Here is a 25992-nt window from a genome sequence, read left to right as displayed (position 1 = left end):
TCAAACCTCTCTAATATTATATTTTCCTTGCCAACTTTGCCGTTTTTTTAATTCAGCGTCAATGGCATTTAAGACTTCCCATTTTTTTAAACTCCACATGGGTCCAATAATACTGTCTCTAGGAGCATCCCCTGTTAAGCGGTGAATAACTATTTCTGGGGGAATAAGTTCAAGTTGATCACAGATAACATTAACGTAATCTTCTTTGGTCATTAATTGTAACTCACCAGAAACGTAGTCGCGTACCATTCGTGTATTAGTCATAAGATGCATTAGATGGAGTTTGATTCCTTGAATATCGGAATCTAAAATAGTCCGTCTAACATTTTCAAGCATCATCTCAGGGGTCTCACCAGGTAAGCCGTTAATTAAATGGGTACACACACGGATATTATGTTTACGCAATTTCTCAACACCAGTTAGATATGTTTGATAATCATGAGCACGATTTATTTTATGACTCGTGTGTTCATAAGTCGTTTGTAATCCAAGTTCTACCCACAGATAAAAGCGCTCATTTAATTCTGCAAGATATTCAATGACATCATCAGGCAAGCAATCAGGACGTGTTCCGATTGAGAGTCCTACGACACCAGGCTCATTAAGAACCTGTTCAAATCTTTGGCGAATTGTTTCGGCAGTTCCATGAGTATTAGTAAAATTTTGAAAATAGACCAAATAGTTAGTTACACCAGGCCATTTCTCATGCATGCGTTTAGTTTCACTTTGAAATTGTTCAGGTAGGGGATCAGTGGGTGCTAATATCATGTCTCCAGAACCTGATACACTACAAAAGGTACACCCACCACGAGCTACAGTCCCATCACGATTTGGGCAGTCAAAGCCTGCATCAATTGGGACTTTAAAAATTTTTTCGCCGAATTCTTGCCGTAAGCAGTAATTCCAAGTGTGATAAGCCTTGGTAGGGTCATTTGTATAAATAAAATTGTTCATAAATAACAAGGTCACTCCTTAATGTTGTTTGCTTTTAAAACGCCAAATAAAGCGTTTTTTTTGAAAAAATGGATAGCTAGCTAGTAACCAAGCTAGACCTAAAAGATAGCCACCAATAATATCTGTAGGGAAATGGACACCAAGGTAAACGCGACTGATACCAATTAGTAAAATTAAGAGGCCAAGAAATAGTTGAATAGTGTATTTTATAGGTTTATTTTTTATTAAAAGTTGTGTTAAAACGATCATGGTGCCATAAAAAAGTAGACTCCCCATAGCATGTCCACTTGGAAAACTATAATGGGTAACAGGCGTTAACTGTTCTAAATCAGGTCTAGGTCTCATAAAGATATATTTTATTGCATAGTTACCTAAGCCAGCAACTAAAGCAGCATTAATAATCAGCCAAATGCTCTCAATCCGACGTTTATTATAAAGTAAGAGGATGCTACTTAGTAGAGTTAATAAACTTAAAGGAAGTACGCTTCCAAACTGAGTGATCAACGTATAAAATTGAGTGCTACTGCTTGTCAAAGTACTTCTGATTAAAGCGGTTAAGGGCACATCAATAAAAGAGAGACTTTTTTCATAAAACTTAACAGTATAACCTAAGATCATGAAAAATACGAGGCAACAACTGCTCGCAAAATACCAATTGTTATATTTGCTTGAGTGCATGAAACACCATCCTTTCATATCTAAAAAAGAACCCTTTAGTTTGGCTAAAGGGTTCTTTTATTATACCATGTTTTGAGTACTTAGTTACGGTATCAACTGGAGATGACAGTTATTTTTAAGTTATTCGAGATAACTAGTAAGCTAGTCTTCATCAGTGTCTTCATCACTTGTTACATAGATGTCTCCTGAACTAGTTTCCAAAGAGACCTTTGGTTGATTGCGTCCAATTTTAAGGGCTTCTTTGTCACTATCTAACAGTGAGATATCGCCTAATTTACTTGTTGCGTTAAGTTCAATATTACGTGGCAGTCGTTCTAATTCCAAATTAATACCGCCATTAATTGAATTTAAGTCGCTATCTTCGATTATTTTTTCTTGATACCAGGATGTGTAGCCATTGGTATTTTCTGTTTGGACTTTTCCAATTATATTAGTTAAGTTAATGTCACCATACTCACTTTTAGCTTCGAAATCAGCTGTGATATTTTCAGCAAAAAGATTATTATTTATCGTCTCAGCTGTTAATTTTTTAGCAGTTAGATCTAAGATATTGATTTCCCCATGAGTTGATTTGAGGATCAATTCGCCATCTAAATGATTTCTAATAGCGTTGATGGAGCTAGAATCACTAGTGATTTCGGCTTGGTCAGCTTTGATATCTTCTAGAGAAATGGCGCCTTTTTTATTTTCTACATGCAATTTTTTTGTCTTAATACCATCTAGATTGAGATGGCCATAAGAGGTATTTTTAATGGTAATTTCTTTATAAGTAGAGGGGATATCTATCTTTACAGAATTTCGTTGATCATTCCACAAATTAAACCCAAAGTCTAAAGATGGTTTAGTTGACTCTTTAAAGGTGACCGGAACGATAGTTTTGTTGTTTTTTTCATTAGGTTGCCAAGTTAAACTTTGATTATTGTCGAGTGTATAAAGATTTCCTGAGAGATGAAACTTATTATCATCAGAGGTTCGGATATCATAAACAGTATTTCCATGTAGATTTAGGACTAATTCCTGATGGTTATGTGGTTTATATGTTTCTTTAATAGTTGTCCGAGCTTGTTTTTCAGCTTTATTAAAATAAGTTATTGAACCAATAGCGCCAACGGTCAGTAAAACTGTTCCAATTGAGGCAAGGGCAATGATACGCTTTTTCATGATTAGTATTCTCCTCGTAATGTTTTCATTGTCCATTGCCAATAATAGCGTAGGAAACGGAAACTATATTTAGTAAGTGGTAGCATAATGGCGATACCGATTAACCCTAATCCACCAAGAGCGGTACCAAAGAATAATTGGAAAAAAGCCACGGAACCAATTGTCAAAAAGAAAGCAATTACACCAGCAATCGGACAGATAGCTAAAACAAGAACCACAGCCCAAGCGGCAAATAAACAACATAATCCGGCAAATATCATCCAAATCATAAATAAGAAATTAAAGGCTAGGACGCCAACTATTTGGCAGAATCGGATGAAAAATGATGCCGGTTTTGGCCGATGATTGTTACATTCAGAGCTTTCAGAGTAGGGATGATAATTTTGTTTGTCAGTAAATTCTTGCCAGTCATCATGAGGAGTGGCAACATTTTTAGGTGCTATACCAAATTCCTTTAAAATAGTTGAGGCTATTTGATCCGGCTGACCAAGTGATTTTGAAATGTATTGTTCGGTTTGTCCCTCGCCGATTAACTTATCAAATTTTTCATTGTACATATTTAAGATATAAGTAATTTTTTTGGGTGGAAGACCTTTAAGGTGGATTTTTAGTTCAGTTAAAAAATGTTCTTTATTCATAGTAAAACCCTCTATTCTCTAATCAATTGAACAAGAGAGTATTAGTCTCTTTGATACTTTAAATATAGCCGTAAATTAAAGAACTGACAATAGCTTTAGCTAAAAATCGGCCTAAAGTATGACTTCTACTAAGTACAATGGCGGATAAAAAATAGACACGTTGGGAACTGTGAAAAAGTGTCTTAAAAAGAGCTTTAGATAAAAAATTACCGTCAGGATGGGAATCTTGTTGTGAGAGACTTGCCTAACTACTGTTATTTTGGTAGTATATATGAAAGAACTGAGATAAGGAGTAGTAATAAATTTAAGCTAGTAGAGAGCACATGGTTGGTGAAAATGTGTAGTGACGATTTATGAACTTACCTTAGAGTTGCTTGAACTAAAAATCTTGCCGGTGACAGCCGTTATCATGTTGAAGGCACTGTTAAATATAATAGTGTAAAGATAGGTGGTACCACGTTAATGATGATTTAACGTCCTATAAAAACAGAACGATGTTTTTATAGGGCGTTTTTTGTATTAAAAAAAGAGTAATGGAGGAATAGATATGGCGTATCAACATAATGAGATTGAAAAAAAATGGCAAACATATTGGGCTGAGCATGGCACATTTAAGACAACAGAAGAGAAAGGGAAAGATAATTTTTATGCGCTAGATATGTTCCCTTATCCATCAGGGCAAGGGCTTCATGTTGGACATCCTGAGGGATATACAGCAACAGATATTTTATCACGTATGAAGCGTAGTCAAGGCTACAATGTTTTACACCCTATGGGATGGGATGCTTTTGGCTTACCAGCCGAACAATATGCTTTAGATACTGGAAATGATCCAGCGGAGTTTACTCAAAAGAATATTGAAGTTTTCCGTCGTCAAATCAATTCACTAGGTTTTAGTTATGACTGGGAACGCGAAATCAATACAACAGATCCAAGTTACTATAAATGGACTCAGTGGATTTTTACCAAATTATTTGAAAAAGGCTTGGCCTATGAAGCAGAAATTCCAGTTAACTGGTGCCCAGCTTTAGGGACAGTTTTGGCTAATGAAGAAGTTATTGATGGGAAATCAGAACGTGGTGATCACCCTGTTTATCGTGTCCCAATGAAACAATGGATGTTAAAAATCACAGCGTATGCAGACCGTTTGATTGATGATTTAGCAGAAGTCGACTGGCCTGAAAATATTAAAGATATGCAACGTAACTGGATTGGTCGTTCTGAAGGAGCAACTGTTACCTTTAAACTTGCGGATATGGATCGAACTTTTGATGTCTTTACGACAAGACCCGACACGTTATTTGGAGCGACTTATGCCGTATTAGCACCAGAATTAGCCTTAGTAAAAGAAATCACAGTACCTGAAAAAATGGCTGAAGTTGAAGCGTATATTGAAGAAGCTGCTAAAAAATCAGAATTGATGCGTACAGAATTAGCTAAAGAAAAAACTGGGGTCTTTACAGGAGCTTATGCCATTAACCCTGTAACTGGTGAAATGATGCCTATCTGGATTGCAGATTACGTGTTAGCAACTTATGGGACAGGAGCGATTATGGCTGTTCCAGCTCATGATGAACGCGATTATGAATTTGCTAAAACTTTTGATTTAACTATTACACCAGTTCTTGAAGGTGGCGATATTGAAAAAGAAGCTTATATTGGAGACGGTCTGCATATCAATTCCGACTTCCTAAATGGTTTAGATAAACCAACAGCTATAACTAAAATGTTAGAATGGTTAGAAGCTGAAAAAGTTGGTAAAAAAGAAGTTAGTTATCGCTTACGTGACTGGTTATTCTCACGTCAACGTTATTGGGGCGAGCCAATTCCAGTTATTCACTGGGAAGATGGCACAATGACCACAGTTCCAGAGGAAGAGTTACCTTTGATATTACCTGTAACACGTGACATAAAACCAAGTGGAACAGGCGAGTCTCCTTTAGCTAATATTGAAGATTGGGTGAATGTTGTCGATCCTAAAACAGGAATGAAAGGTCGCCGTGAAACAAATACAATGCCACAGTGGGCAGGTAGTTCATGGTATTACTTACGCTACATCGATCCAAATAATAGCGACGCTTTGGCTGATCCTGAGAAATTAAAAGAGTGGTTACCAGTAGATATGTATATTGGTGGGGCAGAACATGCCGTACTTCATTTATTATATGCTCGTTTCTGGCATAAATTCTTGTACGACTGTGGCATTGTGCCAACTAAAGAACCATTCCAAAAATTATTTAATCAAGGCATGATTTTAGGTAGTGATAACAATAAAATGTCTAAATCTAAAGGGAATGTTGTGAATCCAGATGACGTTGTTGCGGAATATGGTGCGGATACCTTACGTTTATATGAAATGTTTATGGGACCACTTGATGCAGCAATCGCTTGGAATGAAAAAGGCTTAGAAGGCAGTCGTAAATTCTTAGACCGGGTGTGGCGTTTGATTTTAGATGATGACAATAAATTGCGAGACCGTGTGACAACGCATAATGATGGTAACTTAACAAAAGTTTATCATCAAACAGTCAAAAAAGTAACCGAAGATTTTGAACACTTACACTTTAATACAGCTATCTCACAATTAATGGTTTTCGTTAATGAAGCCAATAAACAAGAAGCTTTGCCTGTTGAATATATAAGAGGATTTGTACAATTATTGGCACCTGTAGCCCCACATATGTGTGAAGAATTATGGCAAGTTCTAGGACATTCAGAAAGTTTAACTTATGTTGCTTGGCCAACTTATGAAGAAAAGTATTTGGTAGAAGATGAGTTAGAGATTGTTTTACAAGTTAATGGCAAGGTCCGTGCTAAAGTTACTATTGAACGTGATACTGCTAAAGAAGACTTAGAAAAATTAGCCTTAAATAATGAGCTTATTTTAGAACAATTAAGTGGTAAAACGGTCCGTAAGGTGATTGCGATTCCAAATAAATTAGTTAATATTGTTGCTAATTAATTTTACCTTGTTTAAACATAATTTCGATAGGAAGTAGCTAATACAGTTTAGCTGCTTTCTATTATTGTTGGAAATGACATGAGAACTGTTTTAAAAGCGTCCAATGTAAAACATAAGAACTTGTCATGTGAATAACTTAATAAATTTTTATATAAAACGTGCTTAACTAACATGAGTTAATTTGGTAATATGTAAGTGTACGAAAAGAGTTTTGGATGTTTTTTATTATTTAGAATTAAGAATAGTGAGAAAGTTGGACATAATCAATGCAAATACCAGAAGAAAATTTTGAACAAAAGGATGTTGAGTCCAAGAAGAAAATGCTTCGTGGCTCTATCTGGATGACAGTTGGTAGTGTGGTATCTAGGCTAATGGGAGCAATTTATATTATCCCGTGGTACGCTTGGATGGGGACAGATGCAAAAGTAGCGAATAATTTATTTACCAAAGGCTATAATATTTATGCATTATTTTTAATGATAGCTACAGCAGGGATTCCTGGCGCAATTGCCAAACAAATCTCTCATTATAACTCTTTAAATGAATATGGCTTAAGTCGTAAGTTATTTAAAAAGTCGATGACGGTAATGATGGGATTTGGTGTTTTATGTGCTAGTGTGATGTTTTTTGCAGCACCAATCTTAGCAGCAGGGGATAAGGATCTTATTCCAACAATGCGTGCTTTAAGTGTGGGATTATTGATTTTCCCATGTATGAGTGTGATTCGTGGGTACTTCCAAGGTAATCATAATATGATGCCTTCGGCTGTCTCACAAATGATTGAGCAATTTGCTCGCGTTTTTTATATGTTATTGGCGACTTATATTATTATGAAGGTCGGAGAAGGGGACTACGTTAAAGCGGTAACTCATTCAACTTTTGCGGCATTTATTGGAATGTTAGCAGCTTTTGGGACGCTGTTATGGTTCTATCGTAAACAGTCACGCGAGATGCAAATGTTAGAAGCAACGAGTGACAATAAGTTAGAGATTTCAACAACTGGTTTATTGAAAGATATGATGATTGAGGCATTCCCTTTCATTATTATTGGCTCAGCGATTACTATCTTTAAAATTATTGACCAATATACGTTTGAAAGTATTATGACCAATACAACAGCGTACACGTCAACTCAAATTAAAGAATTATTTACCTTGTTTAGTGCCAACCCAGATAAATTGACGATGATTACTATTTCAATTGCAACGTCACTATCTGTGACGAGTTTACCTCTTGTAACAGAAGCTTTTACGATGAAAAATCATAAAGGCTTAGCTCGCTTAGTTAGTGATAATATCCAATTGTTCTTCTTTGTAATGATCCCTGCTACAATGGGAATGATTGTCTTAGCCTATCCATTAAATACGTTATTTTATGAACCAGATAAGTTAGGAGCTTCTGTTTTAGTTGAAGCATGTTATTTAGGTATTATTTTAGGATTTTATATGTTAGCTTCGACTACTTTACAAGGATTATATGGTAATAAACGCGCCTTGATTTGTTTAGCTATTGGCTTGGTAGTCAAAGCGATTATTCAATATCCGTTTATTATTCAATTCCAAGTTTATGGACCTTTATTAGCAACAGGTGTGAGTGTTTTAGTTGCAGGTCTTCTAACGGTTCGTGCGGTTCAGGACATAACGAAGTTTGACATGTCGTTAACAGCTCGCCGAACATTATTAATTTTTGTATTAAGTGTTATTATGACGATAGTCGCACTCATCATGCGTAAGGTAAGTTATCTAGTGTTGAGTCCAGATAGTAAGGTTCAAGCTTTCTTCATTATTATATTTGTTGCAACTGCAGGTGGTGTAGTGTATAGCTATCTAGCTTTAAAATTAAAGCTAGCTGATAAATTAATTGGTGAAAAGGCTGAAAGTTTCCGTCGTAAACTACATATTAGTTAAAAATAAAAAGAACACTATTAATGTGTTCTTTTTTTTATTATGATAAGAATAGTTAATAAGAATAGAGAGGGTTTAACATGCGTTTAGATAAATTTTTGAGTCATATGGGGTTAGGAAGTCGCAAAGAAGTGAAGACTTTTTTAAAAAAAGAAAAAATTGAAATAAATGGTATACAGATTAAAGATGGAAAAGTTTCTGTGGATGAGAATAACGATATAGTCACTCTTAATGGGGAGGTTTTATATTATGAAAGTGAATTTTATTATTTATTACATAAGCCTCAAGGGGTGATTTCTGCAACTGAAGATCGTCAGCATCGAACAGTTTTAGATTTGTTAAAAGCAGAAGATTATAGAGAAGATTTATTTCCAGTAGGACGTTTAGATAAGGATACGACAGGCTTATTGTTGATTACAAATGATGGGAAATTGAGTCATGAGTTATTGTCACCTAAAAAACACGTATCTAAAAGATATTACGCCACAATATCCGGCATTGTAACGGCTGAAGATAAGCGTGTTTTTTCCGAAGGAATGCTTATTTCTGGTGGTGAAAAATGTTTACCAGGTCATTTAGAAATTGAGGGGATTGATTTAGATCTAAATCAATCCTATGTGAGAGTAACTATTTCAGAAGGAAAATATCATCAAGTTAAGCGTATGTTTGAAGCATTAGGAAAACAAGTACTCACTCTTCATCGAGAAACAATGGGACCTTTAGTTTTGGAAGAAGCTTTAAAGATTGGGACTTATCGTAAACTTACTGAAAAAGAACTGCTGAAACTTAAAACATACCGACGTGCTTAAATTAAAAAAGACTGTTAAAACTATGAATGATAGGTAAGAAAAATGGCAACTTATATAGGAAATTTATTCATTTATCGGTTATTTAATTCAATCGACTGGCAATAGATAGACAGGTGGCTTATAATTTTAAGTAGTTAGAAGCCATTTTAGTTTAATGTAAGCGTTATTCTTTTGGCTAGGAATAGTGAAATAGAAAAATAGATATTCAAAGAAGCGGAGGAATTGTAAAAATGATGAATCAAACGTTTGATAAAAACTTAGAAAAGTATGCTCGCCTAATTGTAGAAACCGGTGTTAATGTCACAGAGGGGCATACAATTGTTTTACAAATTGCAGTTAACCAAGCTAAGTTAGCGCGCTTAATTGTAAAAGAGGCTTATGATAGAGGGGCAGCCCAAGTTATTGTTAAGTGGAGTGATGATGAGTTGTTGCGTCAAAATGTTCAAAATATGTCAGTTGAAAATTTAGCTGAAGTTCCTTCTTATATGATAGATGAGACACATGATTGGTTAGAAAAAGGTGCAAGCCGTATTAGCGTTATTTCTTCAGATCCAGACGCTTTAGCTGGTTTAGATTCAGATAAGATTGGAGCATACCAACAACATGATGCCAAACATCTTTTTGATTTAAGAAGAGCAACACAGGCTAATAAAGTGAGTTGGACAGTTGTTGCGGCTGCAGATGGTCCTTGGGCAGCTAAAGTATTCCCAGAATTAGCAACAGAAGAAGAACAAGTTACAGCCCTTTGGGATCAAATTTTTAAAACAACACGTGTTTATGAAGAGAATCCTGTAGTGGCTTGGAAAGAACACGAAGCAATCTTAGGTAAAAAATCAGATATGCTAAATAAAGAGCAGTTTGATTCATTACATTACACAGCTCCAGGAACCGATTTAATTGTTGGTTTACCAGAAAATCATATTTGGGTGAGTGCTGGGAGCCTCAATGCTCGTGGTGAGAAATTTACAGCTAATATGCCAACGGAAGAAGTCTTTACAGCGCCTGATTGTCATCGAACTAATGGCTATGTCTCAAGTACGAAACCTTTGAGTTATGCTGGGACAATTATTGAAGGAATGAAATGGACCTTTAAAGACGGTGAAGTCGTTGATGTGACGGCTGAAAAAGGCGAAGAAGTGATTAAAACCTTAGTTGCTTCAGACTCTGGCTCGAAACGTTTAGGTGAAGTCGCACTTGTCAGTGACCCTTCTCCGATTTCTCAATCTGGAATTGTTTTCTTTAACACGCTGTTTGATGAGAATGCTTCAAATCATTTGGCTATAGGAGCAGCTTATGCTCATAATATTGAAGGTGGCACAGTGATGTCAGAAGAAGAATTGATGGCGCATGGCATTAACCGTAGTCAAAAACATGTTGATTTTATGATAGGATCAGCGCAAATGTCAGTCGATGGTATTCGTAAAGATGGAACAGTTGTTCCAATTTTTAAAAATGGCGATTGGGCATAAGGCTTACCATAAGTCTATTTCTATAGTGATAAACACTCCCACGGCGCCCCTTGAGGGGGATTATCCGTGGGTTTCTTGTAAAAAAATGAGTTGCTAGTAGGGTTATATCAGGTATTTTTACACTAATAGTGATATGATAAGAGATGTACTGAGACAGAATAGGAGTGGATGGTATGACAATTGATTGGAAAAAAGAAGTAGAGATTAGAAAAGAAGACTTGTTTAAGGACTTATTTGATTTATTAAGTATTCCAAGTGTCAGAGAAGACGACAAAGCTACAGTGGATGCACCAGTTGGTCCAGGACCTAAAGAAGCTCTACTACATTTCTTAGAGATTGGTGAGCGTGATGGTTTTACAACCAAAAATATTGACAATATTGCTGGGCATTTAGAATATGGCCAAGGCGATGAGACAATGGGAATTTTTGGCCACGTTGACGTTGTTCCAGTTGGAACTGGTTGGGATACGGAACCGTTTAAACCTGTTATCAAAGATGGAAAATTATACGCACGTGGTGCAAGCGATGATAAAGGACCAAGTATCGCTGCATACTATGCTTTAAAAATGATTAAAGAGTTAGAGTTACCCGTATCAAAACGTGTCCGCTTTATTATTGGGACCGACGAGGAAAGTTCTTGGCAATGTATGGATCGCTACTTAGAGGTGGAAGATAAACCCGACTTTGGTTTTGCTCCAGATGCAGAATTCCCAATCATCAACGGTGAAAAGGGGAATGCCTCAATTAACTTGTTATTTGATGGTAGTAATGAAGGTGATTATAAACTAATAAGTTTTGAATCAGGTTTACGTGCCAATATGGTACCAGAATCTGCAACGGCTCTTGTTGAAGTAGCTACCGTTGATCAAGCAGCTAATTTTGAAACTGAGTTTATGACGTTTATTGAAGCTAACCCAATTTCAGGAATAATTGAAGTTGACGGAACAGCAATCAAAGTCATTGTTAAAGGTAAATCAGCACATGGTGCTAGTCCACAATCAGGTATCAATGGTGGAACTTACCTAGCAGCATTTTTAGATAACTATGCTTTTGGTGGCGGAGCGAAAGCTTATCTTAGTGCGATAGCAACTTATGTTCATGGTGATACTACTGGTGAAAAATTAGGTATTAACTATACAGATGATGTGATGGGTGAGTTAACGGTTAATGCAGGACTATTCTCGTTTAAAGCGAATCAAACAGATAACTACGTAACATTAAATATTCGTTATCCTAAAGGTATTACAGCTCCAGAGATGGTGGCCTCATTTGAGAAATTGCTAGGTGGCTTAGGTACAACCTTTACAATTGATAAAGCGACGTTACCACACTATGTACCAGAAGATGATGAGTTAGTTAAAACATTGTTAGATGTTTATACAGAACATACTGGTCTAGAAGGTCATGGACAAGTGATTGGTGGCGGAACCTTCGGCCGTTTGTTAGAACGTGGCGTTGCTTATGGTGCGATGTTCCCTCATAGTGTTGACACGATGCATCAAGCCAATGAATTTATGGAAGTGGACGATATTATTAATGCTACTGTCATTTATGCTGATGCAATTTATCGTTTAATTAAATAATAACAGTAAAAAAGAGACCATTCATATGGTCTCTTTTTTAAAATGATTCAGCAGATTTATGCAAATCTTCCACTTCTACCACTTTGTATTTCTTTTTATCAAGCTGCGCGATGACGGCGTTTAATGTTTCTTCTGTAGCATCAGCTGGTAAGGTAAAGAGCATACGACGGATAAACTCATCTTGCCCCACATCTAAGCTGATACAGCTAGTGATAGGTGTAAATTTTGAAATGATTTTTGCAACAGCAGCCAAATCACCACGTTGACCAGTTGAGGCGACGGTCAAAACGAAACGTCCTTCGCTGACATTCCAAGATTGTGCTAAAATATTCAATAGTTTACTATGAGTTAAAATACCGTAAAAATGTTGTTGCTCATCTAGTACTGCGATGTAAGGTAGTTCTTTGATAGTAAAGAAAATTTTGAAAAATGAAGAATTGATGTGGATGAATTTTGTCGCATTTTTAATTAAATGAGTGACAGGAAGCTGCATATCACCACCTTGTGATTTATGACGATAAATATGCATCTTATAAATATTTCCACGGAATATCTTATTTGTTCCATCTAGGACAGGAACACAACGATAGCCTGATTTTTCTAAAATCTCAAGTGCGGCTTCAAGTGTGCAAGTTTCATCAACAGTTGTTAAATCTTTTCTTGGGATACAAACTTGTTTGATCAACATCTTTTTTCCTCCTATTATAAGCGATTTGTTAGTGTTATCTTAACATATATTAATGAAAACAAGTAGCAAAAAATTTGTTTTAGCTAAGAATTAGAAAGTAATAGTTTGCTTAGATTGGGATAAAAAGCTGATTTGACATGTTTTAAAAATGGTGGTAATGTTAGTTGGTAAAAGACTAGACAGAGTGGAGGAAATCGTATGGCAGTAAAAAAATCATCTCTGGCCTGTTCTGTTTGTGGTTCTAGAAATTATTCAAAAGCAGTTAATGAAGGGCAACGAACTGAACGTTTAGAAATCAAAAAATTTTGTAAATATTGTAAACAACATACATTACATCGTGAAACTAAATAATTAAGGAGGTAGCCTAATGTTTAAATTTCTAGGAAGTGTTCGTAAAGAAATGAAAGCTGTGACATGGCCGACAGGTAAAAAATTAAGAAAAGACGTTATGACCGTTATTTCAACAACAGTATTATTCGGGATTTTCTTTGGCGTCGTAGATTTCTTAATCAATACAGCTATCAGCTTCTTTATTAAAGGATAAGAATAAAGCGGTGATAGGGCTTTTTCAATCGTTAAATTTGATTAGACACTTAGAAAAATGCTAGTCAAGAGTCCGTAAGAGTGATATACTAAAGCAAAGAAAGACTTCGGGGTAGACTGAAGTTTTTTTATTTTACAAGAAAGTAGGCTGCTAGAAATGGAAACATTTGAAAGACAATGGTATGTATTGCATACATATTCTGGCTATGAAAATAAGGTTAAAGCTAACATCGAATCTCGTGCGCAAAGTATGGGTATGGAAGATTTTATCTTCCGTGTAGTTGTGCCAGAAGAAGAAGAACGTGAAATTAAGAATGGTAAAGAAAAAATCAACACTAAGAAAACATTCCCAGGATATGTTTTAGTAGAGATGGTTATGACAGATGATTCTTGGTACGTTGTCCGTAATACACCAGGTGTTACAGGTTTCGTTGGCTCACATGGGGCTGGAAGTAAGCCTGCACCTTTATTAAATGAAGAAATTGAACATATCTTAAGAAAATTAGGCTTAAGTGCGCGTCATAAAGAATTGGACGTAGTAGTAGGCGAAGTTATTATGATTATCGATGGCGCTTTCTCTGGTTTATCAGGAGAGATTGTAGAAATTGATTTAGAACGTCAAAAACTTAAAGTAAATATCGATATGTTTGGTCGCGAAACGTCAACAGAACTTGATTTTGAACAAATAGATAAAATATAATGTCAAACAAAAGACCGAGCTATCTTACATGATGATGATAGCCGGTTTTTTATTTTAAATTGAAGGGGCGGGATGATAATGGAAGAAAACAAATGGTTAAAGCGATTGTTAGCAGCAGGAGGGTTAGGCGTTACTGGTTATTGCTTAGGTAGATACGTCAGATTTAAAAGAGAGCGTGCTGAAAGATTATTAGACGAAACGCAACTTCCTAAAGGCGTTACACCAACGTTGTTCTTACATGGTACATATGGAACGAAATACTCTCTAGGTCGAATGATTAAACGGTTTGAAAAAGCAGGTTATGCAGAGCGCAGCCTAGAAATTATTGTTGAGCGAAACCATCATTTGGTGATTCAAGGAAATATCGAAAAATTACAGACAGTTGAGCGTCCACTAGTTCATATTATATTTAAAGAGATGCAACCGAGTGAATGGCAACAAGGGGAATGGTTACATCAAATAATGCTCTTACTAAAGCAAAAATTAATTATTGATGATGTGTATTTTGTGGGTCATTCAATGGGCGGTGTAGCAGCCTTAAGATATTTAGTTGACTACGGTTATGATCCGAAATTACCACAAATTACGAAATTAGTGACACTAGGCTCACCTTTTAATGGTGAAGAAGTTTCAAATGATAGCATGACAGAACTTGATTTATCTGAAAAAGGGCCACAAGAAAGAAATGCGACGTATCGTTATTTAGAAGCGGCGCAAGAACGTTTACCTAAGACGCTATCATTTTTAAATATTTATGGTGATTTGGGGAATGGAAGTCGAAGTGATGGAACGGTTCCTGTAGATAGTGTTAAAGCTATTAGTTATTTGTTAGAGCCAGTTATTGAAAGTTATCATGAGGTTGCGATCTATGGTTGGCAAGGACAACATATGTTATTACATGAGAATAGTGATGTCGATGATGTTATGGCAGAATTTTTATGGCCAGATGCGAATAAGGAGTAAAAAAATAACCTACTGATTCAAATCAGTAGGTTATTTTTTAATTGAAAATTTCTTTGGCAATGCGTCGACCGGTTGGCGTATCTGCCAAGCCACCTTCTGCTGTTTCTTTAAAAATAGAAGGCATTTGTTCACCGACTCGGCCCATAGCTATAACAACCTCATCTGGTGGAATCACACTTGTAATTCCTGCCAGAGCCATGTCAGCAGAGACATAGGCTTGAGAGGCTCCTAAGGCGTTACGTTTGACGCAAGGGACTTCTACTAAACCTGCTACCGGGTCACAAATTAAGCCCATCATATTTTTTAGGGTAATGGCAATCGCTTGGGCAGATTGCTCAGGTGTTCCACCAGCAACAGCAACAAGAGCTGCACTTGCCATGGCGCTTGCCGAGCCAATCTCTGCCTGACAGCCACCAGCAGCTCCACTGATGGAAGCATTATTAGCGATGACTAAACCAAAAGCCCCTGCTGTAAATAAGAAATCAGTTTGCTGTTCGTCAGTTAATTTTAGGTCTTCGATAGCAGCACCTAAGACTCCAGCCGCCACTCCAGCACTTCCCGCTGTTGGGTTGGCACAAATCAAGCCCATTTCAGCGTTCACTTCATTGACAGCAATTGCATTGCGGACAGCTTTTAAAATAGAGTCGCCACTTAAAAACTCACCTTTATCTAGATAAGTAGTCATTTTAGGGGCGTCTCCGCCAGTTAATTTTGTGACAGACGTAACGCCAGCTGTTCCTCTTTTTATTGACTGTAACATCACGTCACGTTGTGCTTGCATTTTTTCGATAATATCCTGACGGTCAGTTTTAGAGACGCTCATTTCAAGTTGAATCATTGCTTCGGCAACGCTTCCATAGTTGTTAGCTAATACTACTAGTTCTTCAATTGTTTCGAACATACTTCAAACCTCCAAATTTTACTTAGTCAAAAAATGTGACTGCTTGAATCTCTTCTAGGGATTTAATTTCATCTAGACAGTCAACAACATTAGGTGAATCAACTTCAATCAGCATCATGGCATTGCCCCCACGATTTTCTCTTGTAATATTCATAATGGCGATATTAATATTATATTTTTGGAAGATACGGGTAACATTTGCAGCTGCACCAGTCTGATCCTTATGTGAGATGATTAGAGTAGGGACACCAGGATTTAGAGTGACTTTGAAGCCGTTGATTTCAGTAATTTGAATATTTCCGCCACCAATTGAGACACCCGTAATACTAAGTGTTCGTTCGCCTTTTTTTAAGCGCATAGTGACTTGATTTGGATGGTCAGCCGGATCTTTTTTAGGGACAAAACAGACTTCAACACCCGCTTCATGTGCTAGTTTAAGTGATGTTGCAAGACGATCATCATCTGGCCCCATTCCTAATAAGCCACCTACTAAGGCGATGTCTGTCCCATGTCCGCGATACGTTTTAGCGAACGATTCATATAGTAAAATATCAACTTGGTCCGGTAATTCTCCGAAAATTTCACGAACCATTTTCCCAATACGAGCAGCTCCTGCTGTATGAGAGCTACTTGGCCCGATCATGACTGGCCCGATAACATCAAAAACACTTCTAAATTGTCCAGAAGACATACAATTAACTCCTTTTTATACTTTATTTAAAATAGCTGTTTTTATGATACCATATATTTATTGACGATATTGAAAAGTACGGTTAGAATGATGAGAATTCGTGAAGAAAATGTGTAAGTAAATCACTTAGTAACACAAAATAGTTAGATAAGCCAAATTTACTGTGTCTAAGGCGTCCTTTTAATACAAGTGTTAAGTCGTTTTTTCTAGTAGTATTCTAATAGTAGAAAGGTGAGTTTTAGACTTGCTATAAAAAAAAAAATCAGTTATAATTTAAAGACGCGTGTGATAATGCGTATTCTTTTGTTATGGCAAAAGAAAGTGGGAGGAGAAATCTTAATCTCCACATAACCACATCACGGACTTAAGGAGGTATGTCTCGTGGCAAAAAAAGTAGATAAAATCGTTAAATTGCAGATTCCTGCAGGAAAAGCAACTCCAGCACCACCAGTAGGACCTGCGTTAGGTCAAGCAGGTGTAAACATCATGGGATTCACTAAAGAATTCAATGCTCGTACTGCTGATCAAGCTGGTTTAATTATTCCAGTAGTAATCTCTGTATATGAAGACCGTTCATTTACATTTATTACAAAAACACCACCAGCTGCTGTTTTATTAAAGAAAGCTGCTAACGTGGAAAAAGGTTCAGGCGAACCTAACAAAACTAAAGTTGCATCTGTAACAAGCGACCAAGTAAGAGAAATCGCTACTCTAAAAATTGAGGACCTAAACGCAGCTGATATTGAAGCAGCAATGCGCATGGTTGAAGGTACTGCACGAAGCATGGGGATTACAGTTGACTAATTAAAGTCAGTCATGTAGTCACAGCCTGACTACAAGAATATTTACTGTAACCACCGGAAGTAGCTTCTCAGTCGGTTTATATTGAAAGATATAAATTCCGTGGGAGGTTCTACCGTTATAACCACATTCAAGGAGGAAACAAAATGGCTAAAAAAAGCAAAAAAATGCAAGATGCATTAAAAAAAGTTGATTCAAATAAAGCTTATGCAGTAGCAGATGCTATCGCATTAGCAAAAGATACAAATATTGCAAAATTCGACGCAACAGTTGAAGTTGCATACCGTTTAAACGTTGATCCTAAAAAAGCAGATCAACAAATTCGTGGTGCTGTTGTTTTACCTAACGGAACTGGTAAAACTCAATCAGTTTTAGTATTCGCTAAAGGTGAAAAAGCTAAAGAAGCTGAAGCAGCAGGCGCTGACTACGTTGGGGATGCTGACATGGTTCAAAAAATCCAACAAGGTTGGTTCGATTTTGATGTTGTTGTAGCAACTCCAGACATGATGGCTGAAGTTGGTAAATTAGGACGCGTATTAGGACCTAAAGGTTTAATGCCTAACCCTAAAACTGGTACTGTAACAATGGACGTTACTAAAGCTATTAACGAAGTTAAAGCTGGTAAAGTAACTTACCGTGTTGACAAAGCTGGTAACATCCATGTTCCAATTGGTAAAGTATCATTTGATGATGCTAAATTAATCGAGAACTTCCAAACAATTCATGATGTAATGGTTAAAGCTAAACCAGCTGCAACTAAAGGTACATACATGAAGAACTTAGTTGTAACAACAACATTTGGCCCTGGTGTTAAAATTGATGTTGCATCTATCTAATTTAAATTAAAATTATTACTTATAGTCTTGACCTAGAAACTATGCTTATGGTATAGTTTCTAAGTTAGGTCTTATATGTACCGAAGACAGTAGGTGGCCTTGAGCCTTAATTTCCTACCGAGGACAATATCTGGTATTTATACCAATAGTCCCTCTATGTCAACGGTGGCATGGAGTTTTTTTATTGCTTAAGCAATAAAAACCCAACCATCAATAACTCAGGAGGTGAAATTAAAATGAGCGAAGCAATTATTGCTAAAAAAGCACAACTTGTTGAAGAAGTAACAACTAAATTCAAAGAAGCAGCTTCTGTAGTCGTAGTAGATTACCGTGGTTTAACTGTTGAAGAAGTGACTAACTTACGTAAACAATTACGTGATGCTAATGTTGAAATGAAAGTAATCAAAAACTCAATCCTTTCACGTGCTGCAGAAGCAGCAGGTTTAGAAGGAATGGGCGAAGTATTTACTGGACCGACAGCTATCGCCTTCAGTAATGAAGACGTGGTATCACCAGCTAAAATTATGTACGATTTCGCTAAAGGTGCGGAAGCACTAGAAATCAAAGGTGGCGTAATCGAAGGTAAAGTATCTTCAGTAGAAGATATCAATGCTTTGGCACAATTACCAAACCGCGAAGGTATGCTTTCAATGCTACTTTCAGTACTACAAGCTCCTGTCCGCAACGTGGCGTATGCTATCAATGCAGTGGCAGAATCAAAAGAAGAAGAAGTTGCTTAATTGCGGCTTAATCTTAACAAACTAAAAAAAAACACAATAATGGAGGAATTATAAATGTCATTAAACATTGAACAAATCGTTGCTGATTTAAAAGAATCAAGCATTTTAGAATTAAACGACTTAGTAAAAGCAATTGAAGAAGAATTTGGCGTATCTGCTGCTGCTCCTGTAGCTGCTGCTGGTGCTGCTGCTGGTGCTGCTGCTGAAGAGCAAACAGAATTCACTGTTGAATTAACTTCAGCTGGAGACCAAAAAGTTAAAGTTATCAAAGCTGTTCGCGAAGCTACTGGCTTAGGCTTAAAAGAAGCTAAAGCATTAGTTGATGGTGCTCCATCAGCACTTAAAGAAGGCGTTTCTAAAGAAGAAGCAGAAGCTTGTAAAGCTGCTTTAGAAGAAGTTGGCGCTGGAATCACTCTTAAATAATTTTATTTAAAAGTAATGAACTCTATTCTGAATTTCAGAATAGAGTTTTTTTGTATTTAAAACATTCTTTAAAGCAAATCATATTGTTGAAAACTAAAAAAATGGTACAATATTAATTAGGAAAAAGAAGTAGTGCTAAGGGACTGATGTCATGAGAGATAATCAGTCATAATAAATTTAGTAATTAGAGAAGGATGGAATCTGCAAATGATGGAACTGTATCCAGATGATAGTTTAGCTTTACATACTGACTTATATCAACTTAATATGATGAAAACTTATTGGGAGTTAGGGCGAGCAGATCGTCATGCTGTCTTTGAGTGTTATTTTAGAAATATGCCATTTAAGAATGGTTATGCAGTATTTGCAGGGTTAGAGAGGATTGTAGATTACTTTGAAAATTTACAATTTACCAAATCAGATATTGCCTACTTACGTGAGGTGGAAGAATATCCTGAAGACTTTTTAAAGTATTTGCAAGATTTCAAATTTGAATGTACAGTCAGATCAGCTGTTGAAGGAGAATTAGTTTTTAGTAATGAGCCTTTAGTTCAAGTAGAGGGGCCGTTGGCACAGTGCCAATTAGTTGAGACGGCCATTTTAAATATTGTAAATTATCAAACTTTAATTGCTACTAAAGCAGCACGGATTAAATCGGTAGTTGGTTCAGAATTATTGATGGAATTTGGGTCAAGAAGAGCACAAGAATTAGATGCTGCTTTTTGGGGGACACGTGCGGCTTATATTGGTGGATGTGATGCGACAAGCAATGTCCGAGCGGGGAAAATTTTCGGTATCCCGACTAGTGGGACTCATGCCCATTCTCTTGTACAATCTTATCGTGATGATTATAAAGCGTTTAAGGCTTATGCTAAAACCCATCGTGATTGTGTCTTTTTAGTTGATACGTATGACACGTTAAAATCAGGTGTGCCAAATGCGATTAAAGTTGCTGATGAAATGGGCGATAAAATTAATTTCTTAGGTGTCCGTATTGATAGTGGAGATATGGCTTATATTTCCAAAAAAGTTCGCAAACAGTTAGATGAGGCAGGTTATCCAGAAGCTAAGATTTACGCTTCAAATGACTTAGATGAAGCAACGATTATGAATCTAAAAATGCAGCACGCTAAAATTGATGTTTGGGGTGTAGGGACTAAGTTGATTACAGCTTTTGATCAACCGGCCTTAGGAGCAGTGTATAAATTAGTATCGATTGAAAATGATCAAGGTAAGATGGTTGATACAATTAAGTTATCAAATAATGCTGAAAAAGTATCAACACCAGGTAAAAAACAAGTATGGCGTATTCGTCAAAAAGAAACCATGAAGTCTGAGGGTGATTATGTAGCACTATGGCATGAAGACCCGAACCAACTTGATGAATTATACATGTTCCATCCTGTTCATACTTATATTAATAAGACGGTAGTTAATTTTGAGGCGCGTCCTATCTTACAAAATATTTATCTTGAGGGGAACTTGGTTTATAAGATGCCAACTTTACAAGAGATTAAGGCAGTAGCAGTTGCGAATCAAGATAGCTTGTGGGAAGAGTATAAACGTGATTTAAATCCTCAGATTTATCCAGTGGATTTATCCTTAGATGCGTATAACCAAAAAATGAAAATTATCGAAGAAGTACGTCAATCAGTTAAGGAAATGTAGTAAAGCAGAAGGGGGGCAACTTGTTCACAATAAGCATCAGCTGATTCTTATTATAGTGAGGAAGAGGCCTTTTTCTTATGAGATGATGATAAATAAAAAGGAGTGTCGAAGTATGAATCCAAAACAAACAGAAATTATCAATGCCTTAAAGTCAGTACCAGTGATTGATCCTGCTGCTGAAGTTAGAAAGCGCGTCGATTTTTTGAAAGATTATTTAAAACGCTACCCTTTTCTAAAAAGTTTAGTGTTAGGAATCAGTGGTGGTCAAGACTCAACGTTAGCAGGCCGCTTAGCACAACTTGCAATCAGTGAGTTACGTCTTGAAACGGGTGATACAGCGTATCAATTTATTGCGATTCGCCTGCCATATGGCAATCAAGCTGATGAAGAAGATGCCAAAAAAGCCTTAGAATTTATCCAAGCAGATCAAGAAATTGTTGTAAATATTAAAATGTCAGTCGATGCTTCTATTGCTAGTTTAGCCACAGCTGGTCTTAATATATCGGATTTTAATAAAGGAAATATGAAGGCACGTGAACGCATGATTGTTCAATATGCGGTGGCGGGGGACAGACAAGGTGCGGTGATTGGAACAGATCATGCAGCAGAAAGTGTGACAGGGTTCTTCACTAAATTTGGGGATGGTGGAGCTGATATTTTACCATTAGCTGGTTTGACAAAAGGGCAAGGAAAACAATTATTAAAGGCTTTAGGAGCTAGTCCAGACCTTTATTTAAAAGTACCAACAGCTGATTTAGAAGATGATAAACCGTTGATAGCTGATGAGGTAGCCTTAGGTGTAACGTATCAAGATATTGATACTTATCTAGAAGGTGGAACAGTCTCGCAAGAAGCGAGTGAGACAATTGAAAATTGGTATGCTAAAACAGCACATAAACGTCACTTACCCATCACGATGTTTGATGAATTTTGGAAGGTGTAGGGTATACTTGTGAGCCGATAGGTTAGTTTTTTAAACCCACTATCACTAGTAAGCGACTTATTACTCACAGTTATTTAGAATTAACATAAAATAATTTTTCGTGGCAGTTTGCCACGAATTTTATTTTGTGTTGCCAGATAGAAAAAACTTTTTAGGAGTCGAGAGATGGGATTTATAAAAAAAGATAATAAAGATTACTATAATCCAATTAGACGAGCAATTTTAAAGCATGGTTTGATTGAACCAGGAGACAAAGTTGCAATTGGGATGAGTGGAGGAAAAGACAGTACCTCATTGCTTTATTTTTTAGATAGAATAAAAAAAGAGCAACGTTTGGGCTTTGATTTTGATATTGTTCCAATCAGTTTAGATATGGACATGGAGATGGATATCAGTCCGATGATCAGCTTTGTTGAGTCATTAGGTTATAACTTGGAAGTGGTACCTACCAACATTGCGACAGTTGTTTTTGATATCCGTCAAGAACGTTCACCCTGTTCATTATGTGCTAAGCTACGTCGAGGTATTCTTAATAAACATGCCAGAGAGATGGGGTGTAATAAATTGGCACTCGGGCATCACTTAGATGACGCAATTGAAACCTATTTTATGAATTTTCTTTTTCATGGGCGGATGGCTAGTTTTGAACCCAAAACCTATTTAACCAATGCTGATATTACAGTAATCCGTCCACTATTATATTTGGAAGAAACAATGATTAAAAAATTGGTCAAAAGAGAAGCGTTACCAGTGATTTTTAATCCTTGTCCAGTAGATAAAAAAACAAAGCGTGAAGAAATAAAAAATCTTATCACTCAAGTTTCAAACCAATATCCTGATGTACGTAAAAAGTTTGTTCAAGGTATGGAGCAAGGTACCTCTGCTGATTTTTGGACAGGAAGTCTCGTTACAGGTGATGAACTTAGCAAAAATAGGTAAAATTTAATAACAAACAGATAGTTATTAATTGCGAGTTAAGTAAAAGATGTGTATAATTAATGATGAACCAAGCTCATAAGGGAGTAACTGGCGGGTAGTATACCGTGACAACATCACCAGCACTGAAAAAAATATTTTTCTGGTGTTGTCTTAATTAGTGAGACTTATGTACGCTCCTATTTGAGTGTACATAAGTCTCTTTTTCTATACTTTTGAGCAAAAAAGGAGGAATTGATATGTCAGAACACCAGCGTCGTAAGCAATTGACCGAAGCGTTTTACAAACAAACTGAGCAAGATGTTTTAAGTAAAATGGAGACGTCAAAAGAAGGATTAAGCCAGGCAGAGGCAAAGAAGCGTTTAGAAGAATACGGACATAATGAATTAGATGAAGGGAAAAAGAAATCCTTATTATCAAAATTTATTGACCAGTTCAAAGATTTCATGATTATGGTTTTGTTAGCAGCAGCCTTAGTCTCATATTTTACAGGCGATAAAGTTGAAGCTATCATGATTATTGTCGTTGTTCTTATTATGGCGATTTTTGGAGTGGTACAAGAAGCTAAGGCGGAACAAGCCATTGATGCTTTAAAGAGTATGGCGACGCCTAATGCTAGAGCCTTTCGTAATGGTACGATGGAAACTGTCAAGAGTACAGAACTTGTTCCAGGAGATATTGTTGCCCTTGAAGCGGGAGATGTTATTCCAGCTGATTTACGTTTATTGGAAGCTAATTCATTAAAAATTGAAGAAGCAGCTTTAACGGGTGAATCAGTACCTGTTGAAAAAGAAATGACTGTGATTACTGCAGACGGAACCGGAATCGGAGATCGTCTTAACATGGCCTATATGAACAGTAATGTGACGTATGGTCGTGGTTTAGGAGTTGTAACAGGAACTGGGATGAATACAGAAGTTGGTAAGATTGCCAGCATGTTAGCTCAGTCTGATGAAACTAATACCCCTCTTAAAGAAAATTTGAACTCACTAGGTAAAAAATTAACGATTGCAATTTTGGCTATTTGTGTGATTATGTTTGGGGTAGGTATGTTGAAAGGTGGCAATACGTGGATTGAAATGTTGTTAACCTCAGTATCCTTGGCAGTTGCGGCAATTCCTGAAGGATTACCAGCTATTGTTACAATTATTTTAGCTTTAGGAACACAAAAAATGGCCAAACGTAATGCTTTGGTACGTAAACTACCAGCAGTTGAAACCTTAGGTAGTACAGATATCATTTGCTCTGATAAAACAGGAACCTTAACAGTTAATCAAATGACGGTTGAGGCAGTATTTACACACAATCAGTTACAACCAGCCGATGAGGGTATCTCAGCAGATAATATGACATTGAAGGTGATGAATTTCTGTAATGATACGCAATTTAGTGCCGAAGGGGACTTAATTGGTGATCCAACGGAAACAGCCTTAGTTAAATTTGGTTTAAAGAAAGAATACGATGTTCGTCAACACCTTGCTGAAGAACCACGTATTGCTGAGTTACCTTTCGATTCTGAGCGTAAATTAATGACAACCGTTCATGAATTAAAAGATGGTCGTTTTATGATTGCGACTAAAGGAGCCCCCGATGAGTTACTAAAACGTTGTGCTTTTTATGATGTTAATGGTCAAAAATTATCAATGACAGAGGCTCAAAAAGAATTAGTCTTAACGACTAATACAGAATTGGCACAACAAGCTTTACGTGTATTGGCTATGGCTTATCAAATAGTAGAGACACGTCCAACTGAGATTACAACAGAAACTTTAGAACGTAACCTCATCTTCTCTGGTTTGGTTGGAATGATCGATCCAGAACGTAAAGAAGCGGCCCAAGCCGTGAAAGTTGCTAAAGAAGCAGGCATTCGTCCAGTTATGATTACGGGTGATCACCGTGATACGGCTGAGGCAATTGCAGTTCGTTTAGGTATCCTAGAAGAAGGGAACCACGAGGCTGTTATTACAGGTAGCGAGTTAAATAACTTATCAGATGCTGAATTTGCTGAGAAAGTGGGACAATATTCAGTTTATGCCCGTGTATCGCCAGAACATAAGGTTAGAATTGTAAAAGCTTGGCAAGAAGAAGGTAAAGTTGTAGCTATGACGGGAGATGGTGTTAATGATGCACCAGCTCTAAAAACAGCAGATATTGGAATTGGTATGGGAATTACTGGGACAGAAGTCTCTAAAGGTGCTAGTGATATGGTCTTAGCAGATGATAATTTCTCAACCATTATAGTAGCGGTAGAAGAAGGTCGTAAAGTATTTTCAAATATTCAAAAGACCATTCAATACTTGCTAGCTGCCAATTTAGGTGAAGTACTAACCCTTTTTATTGCAACCTTAGTTGGTTGGGATACGTTATTACCTGTCCATTTATTATGGATAAACGTCGTAACTGATACGTTCCCAGCAATAGCTTTAGGTCTTGAACCGGCAGAAAAAGATGTCATGGCTCATAAACCTCGTGGACGTGATTCAGACTTTTTCTCAGGCGGTGTTTTAAGTAGTGTTATTTATCAAGGTGTTTTAGAAGCGGCGATTACTCTGGGTGTTTATCTATTCGCTATTAATTATCCAGTGCACACAGGTTATGATGCGATTCATGCTGACGCATTGACAATGTCTTATGCCACTCTTGGTTTAATTCAATTATTCCATGCCTTTAATGTCAAATCAGTTCATCAATCACTATTCACAGTTGGAGCCTTTAAAAATAAGTTCTTTAACTATGCGATTCTCTTATCATTTGTTTTATTAGCAGTGACAATCGTTGTCCCTGGTTTTAATGATTTATTTAGTGTCGCACATCTGGATGGTTTCCAGTGGGCTGTAGTCTTTGGTGCTTCAATTTCAATTATCCCAATCGTGGAAATTGTAAAAGCTTTTCAAAGAAAAAATTTGAAATCAGTATAAAGTTTAAAGTGTAGGGGAATAAAAAAACCCTACGCTTTTTTTATTGTTCAAAACAGTGTAAAATGGAAAGAGTATAAGTTAAT

The 25992-nt window shown here is 36.7% G+C and carries 24 protein-coding genes and 2 other annotated features; of the genes, 17 read left to right on the top strand and 7 right to left on the bottom strand.

Features of this window, described 5'->3' with window-relative positions; genetic code table 11:
- From mnmL to OL234_RS09870, 4 genes are all read right to left on the bottom strand, one after another.
- Nucleotides 1-954: a tRNA modification radical SAM protein MnmL/YtqA gene (mnmL, locus tag OL234_RS09885; RefSeq protein ID WP_275469058.1), complete on the bottom strand. Its 954-nt coding sequence runs from the start codon at nucleotides 952-954 to the stop codon at nucleotides 1-3.
- Nucleotides 955-972: 18 nt separating this feature from the next.
- Nucleotides 973-1572 (bottom strand): phosphatase PAP2 family protein, encoded by a 600-nt coding sequence (locus tag OL234_RS09880; RefSeq protein ID WP_275469057.1) that lies wholly within the window; start codon nucleotides 1570-1572, stop codon nucleotides 973-975.
- A gap of 201 nt (nucleotides 1573-1773) precedes the next feature.
- Entirely contained in the window at nucleotides 1774-2793 is a 1020-nt protein-coding gene (locus OL234_RS09875; protein ID WP_275469056.1) for a DUF4097 family beta strand repeat-containing protein, read from the bottom strand.
- Nucleotides 2794-2795: 2 nt separating this feature from the next.
- On the bottom strand, nucleotides 2796-3431 hold the full coding sequence (locus tag OL234_RS09870; protein WP_275469055.1) for a DUF1700 domain-containing protein: 636 nt from the start codon (nucleotides 3429-3431) through the stop codon (nucleotides 2796-2798).
- Between the two features lie 273 nt (nucleotides 3432-3704).
- Nucleotides 3705-3915 (top strand) — a binding site (T-box leader).
- A gap of 63 nt (nucleotides 3916-3978) precedes the next feature.
- On the opposite strand from OL234_RS09870, the gene leuS reads away from it, so the two are divergent.
- The 5 genes from leuS (at nucleotide 3979) to pepV (ending at nucleotide 12158) form a co-directional block, all read left to right on the top strand.
- Nucleotides 3979-6393, top strand: coding sequence for a leucine--tRNA ligase (leuS, locus tag OL234_RS09865; protein WP_275469054.1), 2415 nt, complete (start codon nucleotides 3979-3981; stop codon nucleotides 6391-6393).
- A 266-nt stretch (nucleotides 6394-6659) separates the two neighbouring features.
- Complete coding sequence (locus OL234_RS09860) at nucleotides 6660-8300, top strand: putative polysaccharide biosynthesis protein (RefSeq protein WP_275469053.1); 1641 nt, start codon at nucleotides 6660-6662, stop codon at nucleotides 8298-8300.
- Between the two features lie 77 nt (nucleotides 8301-8377).
- On the top strand, nucleotides 8378-9106 hold the full coding sequence (locus tag OL234_RS09855) for a pseudouridine synthase (protein WP_275469052.1): 729 nt from the start codon (nucleotides 8378-8380) through the stop codon (nucleotides 9104-9106).
- Between the two features lie 233 nt (nucleotides 9107-9339).
- Nucleotides 9340-10575, top strand: a complete 1236-nt coding sequence (locus OL234_RS09850) for an aminopeptidase (protein WP_275470153.1) — start codon at nucleotides 9340-9342, stop codon at nucleotides 10573-10575.
- Nucleotides 10576-10748: 173 nt separating this feature from the next.
- Entirely contained in the window at nucleotides 10749-12158 is a 1410-nt protein-coding gene (gene pepV, locus OL234_RS09845) for a dipeptidase PepV (protein ID WP_275469051.1), read from the top strand.
- Nucleotides 12159-12195: 37 nt separating this feature from the next.
- Here the strand turns inward: pepV and cbpA are convergent, their stop codons facing one another.
- Nucleotides 12196-12846, bottom strand: a complete 651-nt coding sequence (gene cbpA / locus OL234_RS09840) for a cyclic di-AMP binding protein CbpA (RefSeq protein ID WP_275469050.1) — start codon at nucleotides 12844-12846, stop codon at nucleotides 12196-12198.
- Between the two features lie 198 nt (nucleotides 12847-13044).
- Between cbpA and rpmG the strand changes: the two genes are divergently transcribed.
- The 4 genes from rpmG to OL234_RS09820 all read left to right on the top strand — a co-directional run bounded on the left by rpmG (nucleotide 13045) and on the right by OL234_RS09820 (nucleotide 15052).
- Entirely contained in the window at nucleotides 13045-13197 is a 153-nt protein-coding gene (gene rpmG / locus OL234_RS09835; RefSeq protein WP_275469049.1) for a 50S ribosomal protein L33, read from the top strand.
- Nucleotides 13198-13213: 16 nt separating this feature from the next.
- On the top strand, nucleotides 13214-13390 hold the full coding sequence (secE, locus tag OL234_RS09830) for a preprotein translocase subunit SecE (protein WP_275469048.1): 177 nt from the start codon (nucleotides 13214-13216) through the stop codon (nucleotides 13388-13390).
- Between the two features lie 156 nt (nucleotides 13391-13546).
- Nucleotides 13547-14089 carry a transcription termination/antitermination protein NusG gene (nusG, locus tag OL234_RS09825; RefSeq protein WP_275469047.1) on the top strand — a complete coding sequence of 181 codons (543 nt, stop codon included), beginning with the start codon at nucleotides 13547-13549 and terminating at the stop codon, nucleotides 14087-14089.
- A 78-nt stretch (nucleotides 14090-14167) separates the two neighbouring features.
- Nucleotides 14168-15052, top strand: a complete 885-nt coding sequence (locus OL234_RS09820; protein WP_275469046.1) for an alpha/beta fold hydrolase — start codon at nucleotides 14168-14170, stop codon at nucleotides 15050-15052.
- A gap of 37 nt (nucleotides 15053-15089) precedes the next feature.
- On the opposite strand, the gene sdaAA is transcribed toward OL234_RS09820, so the two are convergent.
- Both sdaAA and sdaAB read right to left on the bottom strand, forming a co-directional pair.
- Nucleotides 15090-15953 carry an L-serine ammonia-lyase, iron-sulfur-dependent, subunit alpha gene (gene sdaAA / locus OL234_RS09815; RefSeq protein WP_275469045.1) on the bottom strand — a complete coding sequence of 288 codons (864 nt, stop codon included), beginning with the start codon at nucleotides 15951-15953 and terminating at the stop codon, nucleotides 15090-15092.
- Nucleotides 15954-15975: 22 nt separating this feature from the next.
- The gene (gene sdaAB, locus OL234_RS09810; RefSeq protein WP_275469044.1) at nucleotides 15976-16644 is read right to left on the bottom strand and encodes an L-serine ammonia-lyase, iron-sulfur-dependent subunit beta; all 669 of its coding nucleotides are present in this window, start codon (nucleotides 16642-16644) and stop codon (nucleotides 15976-15978) included.
- A 381-nt stretch (nucleotides 16645-17025) separates the two neighbouring features.
- Here sdaAB and rplK point away from each other — a divergent pair, with 381 nt between their 5' ends.
- From rplK to OL234_RS09770, 8 genes are all read left to right on the top strand, one after another.
- Entirely contained in the window at nucleotides 17026-17448 is a 423-nt protein-coding gene (gene rplK / locus OL234_RS09805; protein WP_275469043.1) for a 50S ribosomal protein L11, read from the top strand.
- A gap of 143 nt (nucleotides 17449-17591) precedes the next feature.
- Nucleotides 17592-18281: a 50S ribosomal protein L1 gene (rplA, locus tag OL234_RS09800; protein WP_275469042.1), complete on the top strand. Its 690-nt coding sequence runs from the start codon at nucleotides 17592-17594 to the stop codon at nucleotides 18279-18281.
- A 62-nt stretch (nucleotides 18282-18343) separates the two neighbouring features.
- Nucleotides 18344-18473: a sequence feature (ribosomal protein L10 leader region), on the top strand.
- Nucleotides 18474-18517: 44 nt separating this feature from the next.
- The gene (gene rplJ, locus OL234_RS09795) at nucleotides 18518-19021 is read left to right on the top strand and encodes a 50S ribosomal protein L10 (protein WP_275469041.1); all 504 of its coding nucleotides are present in this window, start codon (nucleotides 18518-18520) and stop codon (nucleotides 19019-19021) included.
- Nucleotides 19022-19075: 54 nt separating this feature from the next.
- Nucleotides 19076-19444 carry a 50S ribosomal protein L7/L12 gene (rplL, locus tag OL234_RS09790; RefSeq protein WP_275469040.1) on the top strand — a complete coding sequence of 123 codons (369 nt, stop codon included), beginning with the start codon at nucleotides 19076-19078 and terminating at the stop codon, nucleotides 19442-19444.
- Between the two features lie 207 nt (nucleotides 19445-19651).
- Nucleotides 19652-21112 (top strand): nicotinate phosphoribosyltransferase, encoded by a 1461-nt coding sequence (locus OL234_RS09785; RefSeq protein ID WP_275469039.1) that lies wholly within the window; start codon nucleotides 19652-19654, stop codon nucleotides 21110-21112.
- Nucleotides 21113-21224: 112 nt separating this feature from the next.
- Complete coding sequence (gene nadE, locus OL234_RS09780) at nucleotides 21225-22055, top strand: NAD(+) synthase (protein ID WP_275469038.1); 831 nt, start codon at nucleotides 21225-21227, stop codon at nucleotides 22053-22055.
- Between the two features lie 165 nt (nucleotides 22056-22220).
- On the top strand, nucleotides 22221-22994 hold the full coding sequence (locus OL234_RS09775) for a tRNA 2-thiocytidine biosynthesis TtcA family protein (RefSeq protein ID WP_275469037.1): 774 nt from the start codon (nucleotides 22221-22223) through the stop codon (nucleotides 22992-22994).
- 236 nt (nucleotides 22995-23230) lie between these two features.
- Nucleotides 23231-25909, top strand: coding sequence for a cation-translocating P-type ATPase (locus OL234_RS09770; RefSeq protein WP_275469036.1), 2679 nt, complete (start codon nucleotides 23231-23233; stop codon nucleotides 25907-25909).
- The last annotated feature ends 83 nt before the right edge of the window (nucleotides 25910-25992 follow it).

It is taken from the genome of Vagococcus intermedius, assembly GCF_029144185.1.
GTDB classification, from domain to species: Bacteria; Bacillota; Bacilli; order Lactobacillales; family Vagococcaceae; genus Vagococcus_D; species Vagococcus_D intermedius.
Note: the sequence above shows the minus strand (reverse complement) of the source record. Positions and strands in the feature narration are given on the sequence as shown.

Coding starts and splice junctions, on each gene's coding strand:
- OL234_RS09870 (WP_275469055.1), bottom strand. CDS start 3,431: ATGAATAAAGAACATTTTTTAACTGAACTAAAAATCCACCTTAAAGGT.
- sdaAA (WP_275469045.1), bottom strand. CDS start 15,953: ATGTTCGAAACAATTGAAGAACTAGTAGTATTAGCTAACAACTATGGA.
- pepV (WP_275469051.1), top strand. CDS start 10,749: ATGACAATTGATTGGAAAAAAGAAGTAGAGATTAGAAAAGAAGACTTG.
- nusG (WP_275469047.1), top strand. CDS start 13,547: ATGGAAACATTTGAAAGACAATGGTATGTATTGCATACATATTCTGGC.
- rpmG (WP_275469049.1), top strand. CDS start 13,045: ATGGCAGTAAAAAAATCATCTCTGGCCTGTTCTGTTTGTGGTTCTAGA.
- OL234_RS09850 (WP_275470153.1), top strand. CDS start 9,340: ATGAATCAAACGTTTGATAAAAACTTAGAAAAGTATGCTCGCCTAATT.
- mnmL (WP_275469058.1), bottom strand. CDS start 954: ATGAACAATTTTATTTATACAAATGACCCTACCAAGGCTTATCACACT.
- sdaAB (WP_275469044.1), bottom strand. CDS start 16,644: ATGTCTTCTGGACAATTTAGAAGTGTTTTTGATGTTATCGGGCCAGTC.
- OL234_RS09775 (WP_275469037.1), top strand. CDS start 22,221: ATGGGATTTATAAAAAAAGATAATAAAGATTACTATAATCCAATTAGA.
- OL234_RS09875 (WP_275469056.1), bottom strand. CDS start 2,793: ATGAAAAAGCGTATCATTGCCCTTGCCTCAATTGGAACAGTTTTACTG.
- cbpA (WP_275469050.1), bottom strand. CDS start 12,846: ATGTTGATCAAACAAGTTTGTATCCCAAGAAAAGATTTAACAACTGTT.
- OL234_RS09860 (WP_275469053.1), top strand. CDS start 6,660: ATGCAAATACCAGAAGAAAATTTTGAACAAAAGGATGTTGAGTCCAAG.
- secE (WP_275469048.1), top strand. CDS start 13,214: ATGTTTAAATTTCTAGGAAGTGTTCGTAAAGAAATGAAAGCTGTGACA.
- rplA (WP_275469042.1), top strand. CDS start 17,592: ATGGCTAAAAAAAGCAAAAAAATGCAAGATGCATTAAAAAAAGTTGAT.
- OL234_RS09855 (WP_275469052.1), top strand. CDS start 8,378: ATGCGTTTAGATAAATTTTTGAGTCATATGGGGTTAGGAAGTCGCAAA.
- OL234_RS09770 (WP_275469036.1), top strand. CDS start 23,231: ATGTCAGAACACCAGCGTCGTAAGCAATTGACCGAAGCGTTTTACAAA.
- rplJ (WP_275469041.1), top strand. CDS start 18,518: ATGAGCGAAGCAATTATTGCTAAAAAAGCACAACTTGTTGAAGAAGTA.
- OL234_RS09785 (WP_275469039.1), top strand. CDS start 19,652: ATGATGGAACTGTATCCAGATGATAGTTTAGCTTTACATACTGACTTA.
- leuS (WP_275469054.1), top strand. CDS start 3,979: ATGGCGTATCAACATAATGAGATTGAAAAAAAATGGCAAACATATTGG.
- OL234_RS09880 (WP_275469057.1), bottom strand. CDS start 1,572: ATGATCTTAGGTTATACTGTTAAGTTTTATGAAAAAAGTCTCTCTTTT.
- rplL (WP_275469040.1), top strand. CDS start 19,076: ATGTCATTAAACATTGAACAAATCGTTGCTGATTTAAAAGAATCAAGC.
- nadE (WP_275469038.1), top strand. CDS start 21,225: ATGAATCCAAAACAAACAGAAATTATCAATGCCTTAAAGTCAGTACCA.
- OL234_RS09820 (WP_275469046.1), top strand. CDS start 14,168: ATGGAAGAAAACAAATGGTTAAAGCGATTGTTAGCAGCAGGAGGGTTA.